The following is a 17,494-nucleotide window of genomic DNA, read 5'->3' as shown; positions in this document are numbered from 1 at the left end:
GTGGACCGCCTCAATGCCTTTGCCTCGGAGGTCACCCGGGTGGCCCGGGAGGTGGGCACAGACGGCAAACTTGGAGGACAGGCCCAGGTCGAAGACGTCTCCGGGACCTGGAAGGACCTGACCGAGAGCGTTAACTCCATGGCCGCTAACCTGACCAATCAGGTGCGCAACATCGCCAATGTAACTACGGCCGTGGCCAATGGCGATCTTTCCCAAAAGATCACTGTTGAGGCCATGGGTGAGATCCTGGAACTCAAAGATACCATTAACGCCATGGTGGACCGTCTCAATGCCTTTGCCTCGGAGGTAACCCGGGTGGCCCGGGAGGTGGGCACGGACGGCAAGCTGGGCGGCCAGGCCAAGGTCGAAGACGTCTCCGGAACCTGGAAGGACCTGACCGAGAGCGTTAATTTCATGGCCGCCAACCTGACCGATCAGGTGCGCAACATCGCCAATGTGACCACGGCCGTGGCTAACGGTGACCTGACCCAAAAAATTACGGTCGCGGCTATGGGTGAGATCCTGGAACTCAAAAATACCATCAATACTATGGTCGATCAGCTCAACGGCTTTGCCTCGGAGGTGACCCGGGTGGCCCGGGAGGTGGGCACGGACGGTAAGCTGGGCGGCCAGGCCCAGGTGGCCGGGATCTCAGGGATCTGGAAGGACCTGACCGATAACGTTAACCTGCTGGCGGCCAACCTGACCAACCAGGTGCGTAACATCGCCCTGGTAACCACGGCCGTGGCCGGCGGCGACCTGGGTAAAAAGATGACCGTGGATGTCAAAGGGGAGATTCTGGATCTCAAAAACACCATCAATATTATGGTCGATCAGCTCAATGGCTTTGCTTCGGAGGTGACCCGGGTGGCCAAAGAGGTGGGTACGGACGGCAAGCTGGGGGGGCAGGCCGAGGTGGAAGGCGTCTCCGGGACCTGGAAGGATTTGACCGACAGCGTCAACAGCATGGCCACTAACCTGACTAATCAGGTTCGGGGTATCGCCAATGTAACCACGGCCGTGGCCAACGGGGATCTGACCCAGAAGATTACGGTCGAAGCCAAGGGGGAGATATTAGAGCTTAAAAACACCATTAACATCATGGTCGATCAGCTCAATACCTTTGCCTCAGAGGTCACCCGGGTGGCCCGGGAAGTCGGGGCTGAAGGAAAACTCGGTGGCCAGGCCGAGGTCAAGGGCGTAGCCGGGACCTGGAAAGACCTGACCGACAGCGTCAACTTCATGGCCAGCAATCTCACCAACCAGGTGCGTAACATCGCCGCGGTGACCACTTCCGTGGCCAACGGGGACCTGTCGAAAAAGGTCACCGTGGACGTCAAAGGCGAGATCCTGGAACTGAAGAACACCATCAATATCATGGTCGATCAGCTCAACGGCTTTGCCTCGGAGGTGACCCGGGTGGCCCGCGAAGTCGGCACCGAAGGTAAACTCGGGGGCCAGGCCGAGGTTAAGGGCGTGGCCGGGGTCTGGAAGGACCTGACCGACAACGTTAACCTCATGGCCAACAATCTGACCGCCCAGGTGCGCAACATCGCCGAGGTGACCGTTTCTGTGGCCAATGGGGACCTGGGTAAAAAAATCACCGTCGATGTCCGAGGGGAATTCCTGCAGCTCAAGGACACCATCAACACCATGGTCGATCAGCTCCGGGCCTTTGCTTCGGAGGTCACCCGTGTGGCCCGCGAAGTGGGCACCGAAGGCCGGCTGGGGGGCCAAGGGTTTGTCTCCGGTGTGGCCGGGACCTGGAAGGATTTAACCGAAAGCGTCAACTTCATGGCCAGCAACCTGACGGCCCAGGTGCGCAACATCGCCAAAGTGACCACGGCCGTGGCTTCCGGAGATCTTTCCCAGAAAATCACCGTGGATGTCAAGGGTGAGATGCTGGAACTCAAAAACACCATCAATACTATGGTCGATCAGCTCAATGCCTTTGCCTCGGAGGTGACTCGGGTGGCCCGGGAAGTGGGCACGGACGGCAAGCTCGGGGGCCAGGCCCAGGTAAAAGGGGTAGCCGGAATCTGGAAGGACCTGACCGACAGCGTCAACCTCATGGCCACCAACCTGACCGATCAGGTGCGGGGCATCGCCAAGGTGGTGACTGCCGTAGCCACGGGGGACCTGAAACAAAAACTGACGGTCCAGGCCAGGGGAGAGATCGCATCGTTAGCCGATACCATCAATAATATGATTGACACCCTGGCTACCTTCGGGGACCAGGTGACCAATGTGGCCCGGGAGGTGGGGGTGGATGGTAAGCTCGGAGGCCAGGCCAGGGTGCCCGGTGCGGCCGGGATCTGGAAGGACCTGACCGATAACGTCAACCAACTGGCGGCCAATCTGTCCGAACAAGTCCGGGCCATTGCCGAGGTCTCCACGGCCGTGACCAAGGGCGACCTGTCCCGGGCCGTAACCGTTCAGGCCCGGGGCGAAGTCTCGGAACTGAAAGACAACATCAACGAAATGATCCGTAATCTGCGGGAAACGACCATGACCAACGCCGAGCAGGATTGGCTTAAGACCAACCTGACCAAGTTCACCCGGATGCTTCAGGGACAGCGCGATGTCAACTCCGTGGCCCAGACGCTCCTTTCGGAACTGGCCCCGCTGGTGGCCTGTCAGCACGGGGTCTTCTACCTCATGGAGACCACTGAAACCACCCAGATGCTTAAGCTGCTGACCACCTACGGATACCAGGAACGAAAGAACCTTTCCAAGACCTGGAAGGTCGGGGAAGGCCTGGTCGGACAATGCGCCTTTGAAAAACAGCGTATCCTGCTGACCCAGGTCCCGCCGGATTATGTGCGCATCACCTCCGGTCTGGGCGAGGCTCCGCCCCTGAACATCGTGGTCCTGCCGGTCCTTTTTGAGGGCGCGGTCAAGGCCGTATTCGAACTGGCCTCCTTCGACCGTTATTCCAGCGTCCACTTGACCTTCCTGGAACAGCTCACCGAGAGCCTGGGCATCGTGCTCAATACCATTGAGGCCACCATGCGCACCGAAGAGCTCCTCAAGCAGTCCCAGTCCCTGGCCGAAGAGCTCCAGAACCAGCAGGAAGAACTCCAGCAGACCAATGAGGAACTGGAAGAGAAGGCCAAGCTTCTGGCCGAACAAAACGAAGAGGTGGAGCGCAAGAACCGGGAGATCGATGAAGCCAGAATCGCCATTGAGGATAAGGCTGAACAATTGGCCCTGACCTCCAAATACAAGAGTGAATTTTTAGCCAACATGAGCCATGAGCTGCGGACGCCCTTAAATTCTCTGCTCATCCTCTCCCAGCAGTTGGCGGAAAATCCGGATGGAAACCTCAATCCCAGGCAGGTGGAATTTGCATCAACCATCCACGGCTCCGGGAATGATCTGCTCAACCTGATCAACGATATCCTGGATCTGTCCAAGATCGAATCCGGCAAGGCCACTTTGGACCTGGAGGACTATGCCTTTGCCGACCTCCAGACCCAGACGGAGCGGACCTTCCGCCACATGGCCCAAGCCAAGAATCTGGAGTTCGAGATCGAGATTAATCCTCAGTTACCCAACACGATCCACACCGATGTAAAGCGTCTCCAACAGATCATCAAAAACCTCCTGAGCAATTCCTTCAAGTTTACGGAAAAAGGCCAGGTGGCCCTGCGAGTGTCTCCGGTGACTTCCGGCTGGAGCCGGGATCATGATGTCCTCAATAAAGCTGACCAGGTCATGGCCTTTGCCGTGACCGATACCGGCATCGGCATTCCCCCGGAAAAGCAGAGGATCATCTTTGAGGCCTTCCAGCAGGCCGACGGCTCGACTTCCCGCAAATATGGCGGCACCGGTCTGGGGCTGGCCATCTCGCGGGAGATAGCCATTCTCCTGGGCGGGGAACTTAAACTGGTCAGCACCCCCGGGAAAGGCAGCACCTTCACCCTGTATTTGCCCCGGATTTATGCCGGGCCGGCCCATGGGTTATTCGGATCGGCCTCATCGGAAACGCCCCCTGACCTTCCCGACAGCCGGCAATCCGGCCCCGCCTCTCCGTCTTCCTCACCTTTGTCCCAACCCCAGGCCCGGAACCGGGAAACAGGGGAGGTCCTGGATGACCGCCTGGACATTAAAAACAGAGACCAGGTGGTCCTGATTGTGGAAGACGATCCCAAGTTTGCCATGATCCTCTTAGATACAGCCCATAAAAAAGGCTTTAAAGGGCTGATTACCGGAAGCGGAGAAGAAGTCTTACCCCTGGTCGAAAAATTTCAACCCGCGGCTTTAACCCTGGACCTCCACCTCCCGGATATCGACGGCTGGACCGTGCTGGATCGCTTGAAACTCAATCCCAAAACCCAGCACATCCCGGTCCATATCATTTCCGTGGAAGACGACCGGATCCACGGTCTGGAACGGGGGGCCTTTGCTTACCTGCAAAAACCGGTGACCCGTGAGGCCCTGGATAATGCCTTTACCCGCATCCAAAAGCTGACCAAAACCCGAACCAGGGAATTGTTGGTGGTGGAAGATGAAGAGAACGACCAGATAGCCATAAAAAAATTGATCGGAAACGGAGATGTGAAGATCACCGCCGTAAAGACCGGTAAGGATGCCTTAAAGGCCCTGAAGGCGAAAACCTTTGACTGTATGATCTTAGATTTGGGACTGCCCGATATCTCCGGCTTCAAGGTCCTGGAAGAGATGCAGAAAAAACCGGAGCTTCAGGATTTGCCGGTCATTGTCTATACGGCCAGGGACCTGACCAGGGATCAGGAGACCCGACTGAAAAAATATGCCGAATCCATCATCGTCAAGGGCGTGCAATCGCCGGAGCGCCTGTTGGCCGAAACCACCCTTTTTCTCCATCGGGTGGCCAGCAAGTTACCGGAGAACAAACAAAAAATGATCGAAAAGTTCTATCAGTCCGATCTGACCCTGGAGAAAAAGAAGGTCCTCATCGTGGATGATGATGTGCGTAACCTCTTCGCCCTGACCTCGGTCCTGGAACGCCAGAAGATGGAGGTGCTTACTGCCGAGAGTGGCAAAGAGGCCCTTGAGACCTTGAAAAAGACCCCGGAGATCGATATAGTGCTTATGGATATCATGATGCCGGAGATGGACGGTTATGAAACCATGCGGCAAATACGCAAAATAAAGAAATTTGAGACCCTGCCCATCTTCGCCCTGACGGCCAAGGCCATGAAGGGCGACCGGGAGAAGTGCCTGGAAGCCGGGGCCTCGGATTACATCAGCAAGCCGGTTAATACCGAGCAGTTGTTGTCGCTGATGCGGGTCTGGATGCAGAAATAAATTTTGGAATTTAGATTGAGTTGATTTTAGATTTAAGAATGCAGAAGGCAGAATTTGGGTTGAAAATCTTAATTCTGAAATCTGCATTCTGAAATAAAAAAATATGTCTAACCTGAACGAAACCGAGCCCATTGAAATGAAACTCCTCCTGGAGGGGATCTTCGAGAAGTACGGTTATGACTTCCGGGACTACGCCCAGGCCTCGCTCAAACGTCGGGTGGCCAAGTGCCTGAATGCCGAACGTCTTAAGACGATTTCCGGACTTCAGGAAAAGATCCTCCACGATCCGGCGGCTATGGGCCGGTTTCTGAATATCCTTTCCATCGATGTCAGCGCCCTCTTTCGGGACCCCGGATTTTATCTGGCTATCCGCAAAAAGGTGGTGCCTTTTTTACGGACCTATCCCTCTTTGCGTATCTGGCATGCCGGTTGTGCCAGCGGGGAAGAGGTCTATTCATTAGCCATCCTCCTTAAAGAAGAGGGGCTCCTTGAAAAAACCCGGATCTATGCTACGGATATGAACGAAACCCTGATCAATAAGGCCAGGGAAGGGATCTTTGCTCTGAAGGAGATGAAGGATAACACTAAGAATTACCAGGCCGCCGGAGGGAAAAAGAATCTATCCGATTATTATAAGGCCAAATACGATCATGCCCTGTTTACTACCGACTTAACAAAAAAGGTCACCTTCGCCGTGCACAACCTGGTCACAGACAGTTCCTTCAACGAATTTAATGTCATCCTTTGCCGTAATGTCATGATCTATTTCAACCGGGATCTTCAGGACCGGGTTCATCACCTGCTTTATGAGAGCCTGAGCTATTACGGCATCCTCTGCTTAGGGGCCAAGGAGTCCCTAAAATTCACTCCCCATGAAGGGGACTATGAGGAAGTGGATGGGAGGGAGAAGATCTTCCGAAAAATAAAATGATTTTGGAATTTGGATTTTGGATTGAAAGGCAATTCTTAATTTTAAAAGCAAACACATAATTTTTTTTCTAAATAGTGCTATGTAAGCGACTAATGATGACAACCAGAAAATCCAAAATCCAAAATCCGCAACCCAAAATCATTGTAGTGGGGGCTTCGCTGGGTGGGTATGAGGCCCTGAAGGTGGTGTTATCTGCCCTACCTGAGGACTTCCCTATCCCCTTGATTATCGTTCTGCATCGGGGCAGGGATTCCCGGGAAAGTTTGGCAGAACAACTTCAAAAGGCGGCCCGCCTGCCGGTCGTGGAAGCGGAGGATAAGATGCCTGTGGAACCGGGGAGGATTTATCTGGCGCCGGCGGATTATCATCTGCTCATAGAAAAAGATTTTGGATTTTGGATTTTGGATTTTGGATTGAAGGACGGAAGGACATTCGGTAACGAGCAAAGAACCTGGGGAAAAATAAATCCAAAATCCAAAATCCCCAATCCAAAATCTAAAATTCACTTCGCCCTGTCCACCGAAGAGCCGGTGAATTATGCCCGGCCTTCTATTGATGTGCTGTTTGAATCCGCAGCCGAGGCCTATGGCCCCGGGGTGACGGGTATTATCCTGACCGGCAATAGCGAAGATGGAGCCAAAGGACTATCGGTCATCAAGCACCGCGGAGGCCGGGCCATTGTACAGGATCCCATAACCGCCGAGGCCCCGGCCATGCCGGAAGCGGCTATCAAGGCGGCGTGGGTGGATCGGGTGATGAGTTTGGAGGAGATTGGGAAGGCGCTGGGAAAATTATTTTAGATTTTTGATTTTGGAATTTGGATTGAAGATGGGATGAAAAAACGAACCAAGGAATTTGCTAAAGAGATCATTAAACTTTGCCGAACGCTTCCAGAAAAAAGAGAAGGATGGTTGATTGGCAATCAAATATTTCGTTCCGGAACCTCCATGGCAGCCAATTACCGGGCTGCCTGTCGGGCAAAATCAAGGCCGGATTTTATTTTCAAACTGGCGATAGTCGAAGAAGAAGCTGATGAAACTTTATTTTGGCTGGAGTTGTTGAAAGAGATGGAAATACTATCTCAAAAAATCGTTGATCCGTTAATCAAGGAATGTAATGAATTGTTGTCAATAATCGTTGCTTCAATAAAAACGGTTCGAAAAAGGAATACAAAATGATGAGATTTTGGAATTTGGATTATAAGGTGTAGGGTTTTTGCCGTTCAATCCAAAATCCAAATTCCAAAATCCAAAGGTGTTTCCATGCCGTTGACTGAAAAAATCAACCTCCTCCTGGTGGATGATCAGCCCCAGAACCTCCTGTCCCTGGAGGCCTTGCTGGATCATCCGGAATACAATCTGATTAAAGCCAACTCCGGCAGGGAAGCCTTACGGCTGGTCCTCAAAGAAGAGTTCGCTTTAATCCTCCTGGATGTGCAGATGCCGGATATGGATGGTTTTGAGACGGCCCGGATGATCAAGGCCCGTGAAAAATCTAAAGAAGTTCCTATCATCTTTGTGACGGCCATCAGCAAGGAAACCGAATATATCTCCCTGGGATATCAGACAGGGGGCGTAGATTATATTTTTAAGCCCTATGATCCCAATATTCTTAAGGCGAAAGTGGCCGCCTTCGTCAAAATGTACAAAGTATCCCAAGACGTTAAGACGCAAGCAGACCAGCTTTTGGCCCTTAATCAGGCACTCCAGGAAAAGATCGAAGAAATAACCAGGCTGAACAGGGATCTCGAAATGACTAACAAAGAACTGGAGACCTTTTCCTATTCCGTATCTCATGACCTCAGGGCCCCTCTGAGGGGCCTCGACGGCTTTGCCACCCTGCTAAGAGAGGAATTTGCAGATAAACTGGATGAAAACGGTCGAAGATATCTCCTCAATATCGAACGAGCTGCAGAGAGGATGAACCTCCTTATCGAAGATCTGCTCAAGCTTTCCAGGATAACCAGAATGGGTTTGCGCCAGGAGGAAATAGACCTTAGCGAACTGGCCGTGACCGTCTCGAAGGAAATCCAGTCTAACCAACCCGAAAGAGCTGTGGAATGGGTCATCCAGCAAGGGATAAAGGTCACAGGAGACCACCATCTTTTGCGCATAGTGCTGGAAAATTTGTTTGGAAACGCCTGGAAGTTTACCGGGAAGAATCCCAAAGCCCTAATAGAAGTCGGGAGTATAAAAACCCAAGAGGGAAAAGCGGCCTTTTTCATCCGGGATAATGGGGCAGGATTTAATATGTCCCAGGCCGGAAAACTGTTCACTCCTTTTCAACGACTGCACGGTTTGAACGAATTCGAAGGGACCGGGATCGGTCTGGCCACCGTGGCCCGCATCATTCGCCGTCATGGTGGAGAGGTCTGGGCTGAAGGGGAGGAAGGAAAGGGGGCGACTTTTTATTTTACACTACAAGGCGGATTTTAGATTTTGGAATTTGGATTTTGGATTGAAAGGCGAAGGGCAAAGGGCTGGATGCTGGATAAAGGCGGAAGTGGGATTTGATGGTCTCATAAAAACTCGTCATTCCCGCGAAGGCGGGAATCCAGGCCACGGATAACCAAATTAAAAACACTGGATTCCCGCCCCCGATTAAGACTTGCGAGGACAAGCTTCCACGGGAATAAGGCATTTTTGACTTTTTATGACCTTGTCAGATTTCGGATTTTACTTCTGAAATCTGAGCTTGTATTGGTTTTAAATCCAAAATCAAAAAAGGGAGGTTCCCATGAAGGTTCTGTATGTTGAAGACGATCCGATTGATGCCGAGTTGACGCGAACCAAATTGGCCCGGATCGCTCCCCACATAGAGCTGGAAATTGTGCATACGAAACGAGAAGCACTAGCTCGATTAAAAGACCAAAATTATAAAATCTATGACCTGGTCCTTGCGGACATGAAGCTCCCGGATGGTGATGGACGGTCCATTGTCAGCCACATCCGGGGACGGTCCATATCGTTGCCGGTGATTATGGTTACCGGGAGCGGAAGCCAGGAAACAGCGGTGACCGCCATTAAAGCCGGCGCCGATGATTATATCGTAAAACGGAGGGGATATTTAGAAAAGCTTCCCCAAATCATAGACAATGTCTTGAGCAATTTTCAAAGGCAGGCATTCCAGCGGGCCAAGCCCCTGATGGTCCTTTATGCCGAAGACAATTTACAGGAATGGGAACTCACTCAGAAACATTTTTTGGCCCATGCCCCCCATATCCAGTTGACTCTTGTCAATTCAAAAAAGGATGTATTGGAATATTTAATGGATCAAGATCGGAAGAAAAAAATCGATATTATCCTCCTGGACTATAAACTACTCGGCGGGGACGCCCTGGAAATTTTAAAAACGGTCCGCTCGGAGCATAAGGAAAGCCTGCCCGTGGTCCTTATCACCGGCCAAGGGGATGAAGAGGTGGCTGTTACGGCCTTAAAGTTGGGAGCCAATGATTATGTCGCCAAATCTCCCGGTTACCTCAACAAGCTTCCTTTCGTCATAGAAAATGCCTATCATTTTACTGAAATGATCCGGCAACAAAAGGCCCTGAAAGCCTCGGAGGAAAAATTTGCCCTGACCTTTCATACCAGTCCGGTATGGGTTGCCCTGACTACTTTAGAGGAAGGTCGAATCTTGGAGGTCAATGAGACCTTTTCAACCATCACCGGTTATACCAAGGAGGAGGCCATCGGGCACACCATCTTTGATCTCGGTCTATGGGTTGATCTTGAAGAGAGGGTTCAATTTATAGAAACCTGTAAAAAAAGGCAGGGCCTAAAAGACCAGGAAGTAATCTTCAGGATGAAATCCGGTGAATTGCGCAACTTCTCCTGGTCCAACAATATCATTATCCTGAACGGAACAGAATGCCTTATCTCCGTAGTTGTGGATATTACCAAGCGTAAAAAGGCGGAAGAAGATGTCCGAAGGACTGTTGAAAAACTCAGAAAGGCCACATCCGGGATCGTTCAGACCTTGTCCATGACCGTTGAAACCAGGGATCCTTATACCGCCGGCCACCAGAGGCGGGTCGCCGACCTGGCTAGGGCCATAGCCCAAGAAATGGGCTTTTCAAGGGATTTTCTCGAAGGGCTCCATATGGCCGGTCTCATTCATGATGTGGGTAAAATATCCATTCCAGCCGAGATTCTTAGCAAACCAATCCCCTTATCCGATATTGAATTCAGTTTGATAAAAAACCACTCCCAATCCGCCTATGACATCCTGAAAGAGATCGATTTCCCCTGGCCCTTAGCCAGAATCATTCTTCAACACCATGAAAGGATGGATGGATCCGGATATCCTCTGGGCTTGAAGGGCGAAGATATTCTCCTGGAAGCACGGATTCTGGCCGTGGCCGACGTGGTCGAGGCCATGGCCTCCCACCGCCCTTATCGTCCAACTCTGGGTATCGATAAGGCTCTGGAAGAAATCTCCCTCAAAAGGGACTGCCTTTACGACCCGCAGGCAGTTGATGCCTGTCTGAAACTCTTTAAGGAGAAAGGATTCCGGTTTGAGTAAGACAAAAAAGGCAGATTTTAGAATGCAGATTGCAGAATGGAGGTTTTGTTTTTAATTCTTAATTTTGAAATCTTAAATTTGCATTATCAAAGCAGTTCTGCTTGTCTCAGGGCCTCGGATATTTCGGGATTTTTTAGGGCTAATTGTTTTAGGGCCAATTCAATTCGTTCGGTTGGACGAAGTAGGGTTATAAGTTCGGAGGGCCTATTTTAGCCAGAGGATTTTTATGAGCTTTTCAACCTTTTTATATTCAGGGTCGCTTCGGCTTCATTTAACAAGTTGCCCACTATGGTATAGCCGGGCTCTTCCTGGAACCAACACAAAAGAGGAAAGGCATCAAAGAGAAACGGTTTCATCACGCTGGACCTCCGATAGATGTTCATTGATCAGTGATCGGCTCATAGAGGGTTTTCCTTTAAAAATTCCTTTAAGGGCCTTTTTAACATCAGGGACGGCTTTGATTTCAACATGATCTTTGTATAACTGAAGAATAATTGGTCTTCGTGGTTTTAATCCCAGTTTGTCCCGAATGGCTTTCGGGATAACGATTTGCCCCTTGGCGGAAAGTTTTACCATTTGCATAAGTTTATCTCCAGATTAAATTTAGAATGCAGAATGGAGATTTTAGATTTTACTCATGAAATCTGAACTTGAATTGGTTTTTAAATCCAAAATCAAAGCAGTCCTGCCTGCCTCAGGGCCTCGGATATTTCGGGATTTTTGATGGCTAATTGTTTTAAGGCCAATTCGATCCGTTCGGTACGCTGGATGACCGGGGCCACGGCTGTCCGGCGGTCCCAGAGGACAAAGCCGATGAGAACAGACATGAGACTGAACAGGATTCCGAAGCCCCAGAGCAGAAAGGTTTTGATATCATCAATCTGCCTTTGGAGAGAGGTGTGTGAATCAACAATCTGTCTTTGGAGAGAAGAGCGCAATTCATCGATCTGTTTCTGTAAGGATTTTTGTCCCTCTTCCAGTCGGATGATCCGGTCGCGGTCCTCTTGGGTAAAGGGGACATCCCTGGCCTGAACGAGGTAAGGCAAAAGCAGAAAAAAAGCCATTGAAGCTAAGATGATTTTTTTCATAGAATAACCCAAAAAGTCGTTAGTTGCCTGTTTGGAATAATTTTAGGAGGAGACGGGGGGATTGTCAAGGGGGAATTTAGAATTTTGGAATTTGGATTCCGGGTTTGAAATTTTGAATAATCCATAAAAATTAGTTGACACCAGTTGCTGAATCCGCTTTAGTAATATAATATATTAAAAAGTAAAGAAAGAATTGTTCGGGATGAAAGACAGAGGGCACTTCCGTTTCCAAGGCTTTTGCTTTTTTAGCTTTAGGAACGGGTCTGCCCTCTTCTCCTTTCAACCATAAAATAAGATAGAGAGAGGACATGGGCAGACCCGGAAGGGGATGCCCACGGGCCTCAGTGTATTATTTTTGGGCCATGGGTAATAACTCATGGCCCTTTTTTTATTTCTGATGACTTAAAAAAAAGGAGGATGGCACATGAAAAAGGGAGCTTTGGATGGGATCAAGGTAGTAGAAATCAGCCTGTTTCAACAAGGGCCGGTGGCTGGCATGCGGTTGGGGGACCTGGGGGCGGATGTCATTAAAGTGGAACCCCTGACAGGGGATCCGGGCCGGGGTTTTATGAAAATCATTGGTGCCATGGCCGGTCTTAAAGGGCACAACTATTATTTTGAGCACGGGAACCGTAATAAGCGCGCTATCGCGGTCGATCTCAAGACCGGAAAGGGAATGGAGATATTACTCCAATTGATCGACCGGGCCGACGTTTTTCTTAACAACATGAGTATCGGTGCCCCGGCCAAGATGGGAATCGGCCCGGAGGTGCTGTTGGCCAGGAATCCAAGGTTGATTTACGCCCATGCCTCGGGCTGGGGCCGGAAGGGACCTGAGGCCGAAGACCTGTCTTTTGATTACACCGGAATTGCCCGATGCGGTTTAATGATGGCCTGCGGGGAAAAGGGTGCGCCTCCGACCCAAATTCTTCCGGGAATCGGAGATGAAATAGGCGGTTTAATGTGCGCCTGGGGGGTGACTGCCGCCCTTTATGCCCGGGAAAAGACCGGTTTGGGCCAGGTGGTGGACACCTCCCTGATGGGCGGTCTTATCGGGACCCTGGCCTTTATCCTGGCGGCCCCGGCTATCATGGGTCAGGAATTTCCCCGTCAGGTCAGGGCCCAGGCCGGCAATCCCCTTTACAACCATTATCGCTGCCGGGATGATAAATGGCTGGCTATTGCCCACCTGGACCCGGATCGGTATTGGCCAAAAATCTGTAAGGCCCTGGACCTGGAGGCATTGCAGGAAGACCTGCGATTCAAAGGCATTGAGGCCCGGGGACGGCATGCCAAAGAACTGGTGGCCCTATTGGATCAACGTTTTGAAACCAGGACCCGGGAGGAATGGATGCAGCGCCTCAAGGAGGAAGGCTGTATCTTCACCCCGGTCCAGACCCCTCTGGAAGTCACCCAGGATCTGCAGGCCAGGGCCAATAATTATTTTATCGAAGTGGAGCATCCCGAATGGGGGCCTTTGAAAATGCCGGGATTCCCCTGGGATTTCAGCGAAACACCGGCCTCCTGGCGGCGCCCGGCCCCTCGTTTCGGAGAGCATACCGATGAGATCCTGAGCAGCCTGGGATTCAGCAGCGATGCAATCGCCGGTCTTAGAAAGGAGAAAATTGTCGGGTAAAATGGGGCAAGACTTCCGGCAGCGGAGAAGGATAAGGGGGATTTTCCTTTTGACGAAACCTCCCGGAAACAGTACAATGAAAAATTTAAATCCTGATTCTGGAAGGAAGCGTTTTTATGGCAGCAAGCGGATCGAACCCACCCCCTGATTTCGCCATTTTTTTCGAACCGAAGAGTGTGGCGATCATCGGGTCTTTCAGAGCAGGGGCCTTCGGCGGATATGTGGTTATCAAATCCCTTTTGAAGGCCGGTTACGGCGGCCGGATTTATCCGGTCAATCCGGCGTATAAAGAGGTGCTGGGTATAAAGGTTTCTCCTTCGATTCGGGAGATCCCTTCAAAGGTCGACCTGGCCCTGATTATGATCAATGCCCGGCATGTTCCAGGGGTCATCCGGGAATGTGCTGAAAGCGGTATCCGGGCCATTGTCCTGGTGGCGGACGGATTCGCCGAAAGAGACCGGGAAGGGGCCAGGCTGCAGGAGGAGGTGGCGGGGATTGCCAGGGAATGGGGGGTACGGATTATCGGCCCCAACACGGCCGGTATCGTCAACAACCACAACGGCTTCAATCCTTCTCCCTACGATGCCGGTTACTACGGATTCAAAAAAGGGGGAGTGACCATCATCTCTCAGACCGGGATGATCAACCCCCAGGCCTACCCCTACCCGGATCTCAGATTCGGCATCAGCAAACTCTGCGATTTCGGAAACAAGTGCGATCTGGACGAATGCGACCTTCTGGAATATCTGGAAAATGATCCGACCACCGAGGTCATCAGTATGTATCTTGAGACCATTCGGGACGGGAAGCGGTTTCTTAAAATTTGTGAGCGGGTTGCCGCGCAAAAACCTATTTTGGCTCTCAAAGTGGGGGCCACCAGGGAAGGAGCCCGGGCCTCCGCATCCCACACCGGCTCTCTGGCCATTGACGATAAGATCTTCGAGGCCGCCTGCCGGCAGTCAGGGATCCTGCGGCTCCAGGCCTTTAATGAACTTTTTGAACTCCCCAAGATCTTTGCCTCCCAGCCCCTTCCGAGGGGAAACCGTTTCGGTCTGGTCAGCTATACCGGAGCCATAGGGGTGCAGGCCGCGGATGAAGGGGCTAAATACGGTTTGATCATGGCGGGTTTGTCCCCCGAGACGGCCGGGCTGTTCGAAGACCTGTTCCCCGGATTGGGGAGTATGCCGGTCGATATCGGCCCCATGATACCCTCGGTAAAAGACTTCTCCACCGTGTATTCGGGGATTCTGCAAGCGGTCCTTAAAGACGAAAATGTGGATTCTCTGTTCAACGTCCTTTGGGCCGACGCGGGCGGCCACAACAAAAAGGCCTATCTCGAGGCCTATGAAGTCTTGAAGGCTTCGGCCCGGAAGCCGGTGGTAACCTGGATTTACGGTCCCGACTCGGCCAAGGTGCTTGATCTGAAGAATCGAATTGAGGAGCTCGGCTTCCCGGTTTTCGGCGAACCGGAACGATGTATCAAGGCCCTGGGGCTGTTATTCAAATATGCCGACCGGCTTCAAAGAAAATAACTATGATCGACTTGTAAAAACTCGTCATTCCCAATTCCGTCCCTTAGGGTACTACACCCCCGCTTCCAGGCCGGAGGGGAGGGCGCAGGCGGGAATCCATGTCATGACAAACCAATTAAAAACACTGGATTCCGGCTTTCGCCGGAATGACGTAATGCAGGTTTCGGAGACTTTTTACGAATCCATCAGAATGGATTTACCACTCTTTTAAATCTTCGGCCTGAAACGCTGATCATAGCCGGTCATTTCCAGATAGCCCTTCCCTTCAACGGACCGGCCTTTATGGGTGCCTTTCACCTTGACGGCCCCTTCCCAATAGGTGACCCGGGTACTCCTGGGGGTCATCAATTCCTGATCGGCCACCAGGGGAACAATGGACAACTTCAAATCATAACCAGACAGATCGATTTCCCAGGAGGCCGGGTAGGTGGCCCCACTTCGGGCACTTTTCCAAAAATTCAGGGGCCGGAGTTGGATTTCAGACCAGGGAAGATGAATCGTTCGGGAATCGGGCCGGACCAGGGTTCCGCTGGAGTGGGGATCGGCCCGGCCATCGGCCTGTCGGAGCTGATAGATCATAAGATCCATCCCATTGTCTAATTGCACGGAAAACCAGTCCCAGCCGACCTGCGTTTCGGCTAATTGATTGCTCCCGAACTCATGGTCCATCCAGCTTATCCCGGTCACCGGGATATCCTTTCCCTTCAATTTTATAAATCCTTTGGTTTCCAGGCGGGTCAGGGAATAGTAATGGGAGGCCTGTCCAGGGCCGGCCCCTTTTTGACTGACCCCGTGGACTCCATGAATAACCGCCGACCGGGTCGGTCTGACTTTCAGATCCAGAAAAAGGTCCCCATCCCCTGCGATTAATCGCTGTTGTTGGCCTTCTTCCTCTACTTTCCAGGTCTCCAGCCAGACCCGGTATTTAGTTTCATCTGCTCCGGCCAATCCCAAATTTCCCCGGCCGGCCTTTTCCTGATAAAGAAAGGTTTTATTCCTGATATCGGTAACGGCCAGGTGGGCCAGGTAGACCTCACCCAACCGCCAGCGGGAACCCTTTTGGGGAGGCCTGCCGGGAACCAATCCCACCCGGAAAAAAGTCACCTGATAACCATAACCGTTCCCTTCAGGATCTTTGAGGTGCCCGTTATAATACCACCATTCGGTTTTGAATGGCCGGTGAACCCCATGGTCCCTGGGAAACTTAAACTTCCAACCCGGCAGGGCGACCTGGAATTCGGGCGGCTTTTCAGAATAGGCCGGGTTGATGCCGATTAGAAGGAGAAGGAGGATAGAAAGGGTGACGGGTAAAATAGTGTGACGAGTGACGGGTGACGGGTGACGGGTGAAAAGAAGGGAGAAAAGGGTCTTGAGAAAACTTTCAATTTTATTCATTTTCTATCCTCATTCCCTATGTCCACTCGCCCCTTGTTTCTATTATTCTCATCACCCGCCACTCCTTGTCCCCCTATTCGATTTTTCCCGTCACCCGTCACAAATCCCAGTCTTTTACCCGTCACTCGCCCCTCCCCTTTCCCATCCCCCATTCCGAAATCCGCACTCCGAAATCCGCACTCGGCATTTATTCTTCCCTGATCATCTCCTGCGTACTCCTTCGAACCGCCATGATCGCCGGGATCCAGCCGGCAACTATCGACCCCAGGACGATGATGCCCAGGGTCTGCAGATAAATCCAAAAGGACCAGTGAAAAGGGATGGTCCAGCCGAAGGATTGCTTATTAATGACCAGGATCAGGATCAGTGAAAGCAAGGTCCCGGCCAGCCCTCCCCAGATGAAACTGAAGATCCCCATCAGGGCGGTTTCGGTCAGGATCATCCGCCGAATCTGTCCCGGCAAGGCCCCCAGGGCCTTGAGGATCCCCAGTTCCTTCTCCCTAAAGAGTACGGAAATGGAACTGGAATGGAGGAGCCCTAAAAAGGCCACCAGTATGGCAATAGCCTCCAGGATATAGGTCACCTGAAAGGTCTGGTCAAAGATATTCAGGATTTGATCCCTCAATTCCTTATTGGAAATAATCACCAGGGAAACCTGCCCGGCAAATTTTTTATAAAGGTCTTCCCGTACCTGATGAAGCCGGGCAGGGTCCTTCAGATAGAGTCGAAGACCGTTGATCCGGGGGTCTTTCCAATATTTAAGGAATACGGCCCGGTCCATCCAGATAGCCCCGCCTTCGGTTCGATAATCATAGAATATGCCGGCCACTTGAAAAAGACGGGGTCCTTGGGCAGTTACCAGGTCCAAACGGTCCCCGCGCTTTAAGGAGAGTTGATTGGCCAGGACTTCGGAAATGAGGATTCCTTCCCCGGTCAAGGCATTTTGAAAAATGGCTTCTGCCTTTCCCTGTGTAAAGGCCAATCCCCCGTGGCGTTGGATGACCGCCAGATTCCCGGCCCAGAGGCGGATCGGGAGTCCTTTTAACTCCGTGGTCAAACCCCGGTAATAATAAATATCGGATAATTCTTTGAAAAATTC

Annotated in this window: 12 protein-coding genes; 8 read left to right on the top strand and 4 right to left on the bottom strand. The window is 51.7% G+C overall.

Annotation, left to right across the window (positions count from 1 at the left end):
- The 6 genes from HY879_28125 to HY879_28100 form a co-directional block, all read left to right on the top strand.
- Window positions 1–5,292: HAMP domain-containing protein (locus HY879_28125; GenBank protein MBI5607218.1), on the top strand; the 5,292-nt coding region annotated here is incomplete at its 5' end.
- 103 nt (window positions 5,293–5,395) lie between these two features.
- A complete protein-coding gene (locus HY879_28120; GenBank protein MBI5607217.1) occupies window positions 5,396–6,223 on the top strand; it encodes a protein-glutamate O-methyltransferase CheR in 828 nt (275 codons plus the stop codon).
- A 95-nt stretch (window positions 6,224–6,318) separates the two neighbouring features.
- On the top strand, window positions 6,319–7,023 hold the full coding sequence (locus HY879_28115; protein ID MBI5607216.1) for a chemotaxis protein CheB: 705 nt from the start codon (window positions 6,319–6,321) through the stop codon (window positions 7,021–7,023).
- A 33-nt stretch (window positions 7,024–7,056) separates the two neighbouring features.
- Window positions 7,057–7,401, top strand: a complete 345-nt coding sequence (locus tag HY879_28110) for a four helix bundle protein (protein MBI5607215.1) — start codon at window positions 7,057–7,059, stop codon at window positions 7,399–7,401.
- 84 nt (window positions 7,402–7,485) lie between these two features.
- Window positions 7,486–8,658 (top strand): response regulator, encoded by a 1,173-nt coding sequence (locus HY879_28105; protein ID MBI5607214.1) that lies wholly within the window; start codon window positions 7,486–7,488, stop codon window positions 8,656–8,658.
- Between the two features lie 301 nt (window positions 8,659–8,959).
- Complete coding sequence (locus tag HY879_28100) at window positions 8,960–10,744, top strand: response regulator (GenBank protein MBI5607213.1); 1,785 nt, start codon at window positions 8,960–8,962, stop codon at window positions 10,742–10,744.
- A 336-nt stretch (window positions 10,745–11,080) separates the two neighbouring features.
- Here HY879_28100 and HY879_28095 read toward each other — a convergent pair whose 3' ends face one another.
- Together HY879_28095 and HY879_28090 are read right to left on the bottom strand one after the other, a co-directional pair.
- Window positions 11,081–11,326, bottom strand: a complete 246-nt coding sequence (locus HY879_28095; protein ID MBI5607212.1) for an AbrB/MazE/SpoVT family DNA-binding domain-containing protein — start codon at window positions 11,324–11,326, stop codon at window positions 11,081–11,083.
- 92 nt (window positions 11,327–11,418) lie between these two features.
- Window positions 11,419–11,832, bottom strand: a complete 414-nt coding sequence (locus HY879_28090; GenBank protein MBI5607211.1) for a hypothetical protein — start codon at window positions 11,830–11,832, stop codon at window positions 11,419–11,421.
- Window positions 11,833–12,256: 424 nt separating this feature from the next.
- Between HY879_28090 and HY879_28085 the strand changes: the two genes are divergently transcribed.
- Both HY879_28085 and HY879_28080 read left to right on the top strand, forming a co-directional pair.
- Window positions 12,257–13,468: a CoA transferase gene (locus tag HY879_28085; GenBank protein ID MBI5607210.1), complete on the top strand. Its 1,212-nt coding sequence runs from the start codon at window positions 12,257–12,259 to the stop codon at window positions 13,466–13,468.
- A gap of 116 nt (window positions 13,469–13,584) precedes the next feature.
- Window positions 13,585–15,000 (top strand): CoA-binding protein, encoded by a 1,416-nt coding sequence (locus HY879_28080; protein ID MBI5607209.1) that lies wholly within the window; start codon window positions 13,585–13,587, stop codon window positions 14,998–15,000.
- 207 nt (window positions 15,001–15,207) lie between these two features.
- On the opposite strand, the gene HY879_28075 is transcribed toward HY879_28080, so the two are convergent.
- Both HY879_28075 and HY879_28070 read right to left on the bottom strand, forming a co-directional pair.
- The gene (locus HY879_28075) at window positions 15,208–16,395 is read right to left on the bottom strand and encodes a carotenoid 1,2-hydratase (protein ID MBI5607208.1); all 1,188 of its coding nucleotides are present in this window, start codon (window positions 16,393–16,395) and stop codon (window positions 15,208–15,210) included.
- 187 nt (window positions 16,396–16,582) lie between these two features.
- Window positions 16,583–17,494 (bottom strand): FtsX-like permease family protein (locus HY879_28070; GenBank protein MBI5607207.1); only part of this gene is annotated, 912 nt, incomplete at its 5' end.

The sequence above is a fragment of the Deltaproteobacteria bacterium genome, from assembly GCA_016219225.1.
Lineage (GTDB): Bacteria > Desulfobacterota > RBG-13-43-22 > RBG-13-43-22 > RBG-13-43-22 > RBG-13-43-22.
This window is presented reverse-complemented; position numbering and strand designations above follow the sequence as displayed.

What these genes read in the sequence shown, in the direction of transcription:
- HY879_28120 (MBI5607217.1), top strand. Translation starts at nt 5,396, where the DNA reads ATGTCTAACCTGAACGAAACCGAGCCCATTGAAATGAAACTCCTCCTG.
- HY879_28115 (MBI5607216.1), top strand. Translation starts at nt 6,319, where the DNA reads ATGACAACCAGAAAATCCAAAATCCAAAATCCGCAACCCAAAATCATT.
- HY879_28110 (MBI5607215.1), top strand. Translation starts at nt 7,057, where the DNA reads ATGAAAAAACGAACCAAGGAATTTGCTAAAGAGATCATTAAACTTTGC.
- HY879_28105 (MBI5607214.1), top strand. Translation starts at nt 7,486, where the DNA reads ATGCCGTTGACTGAAAAAATCAACCTCCTCCTGGTGGATGATCAGCCC.
- HY879_28100 (MBI5607213.1), top strand. Translation starts at nt 8,960, where the DNA reads ATGAAGGTTCTGTATGTTGAAGACGATCCGATTGATGCCGAGTTGACG.
- HY879_28095 (MBI5607212.1), bottom strand. Translation starts at nt 11,326, where the DNA reads ATGCAAATGGTAAAACTTTCCGCCAAGGGGCAAATCGTTATCCCGAAA.
- HY879_28090 (MBI5607211.1), bottom strand. Translation starts at nt 11,832, where the DNA reads ATGAAAAAAATCATCTTAGCTTCAATGGCTTTTTTTCTGCTTTTGCCT.
- HY879_28085 (MBI5607210.1), top strand. Translation starts at nt 12,257, where the DNA reads ATGAAAAAGGGAGCTTTGGATGGGATCAAGGTAGTAGAAATCAGCCTG.
- HY879_28080 (MBI5607209.1), top strand. Translation starts at nt 13,585, where the DNA reads ATGGCAGCAAGCGGATCGAACCCACCCCCTGATTTCGCCATTTTTTTC.
- HY879_28075 (MBI5607208.1), bottom strand. Translation starts at nt 16,395, where the DNA reads ATGAATAAAATTGAAAGTTTTCTCAAGACCCTTTTCTCCCTTCTTTTC.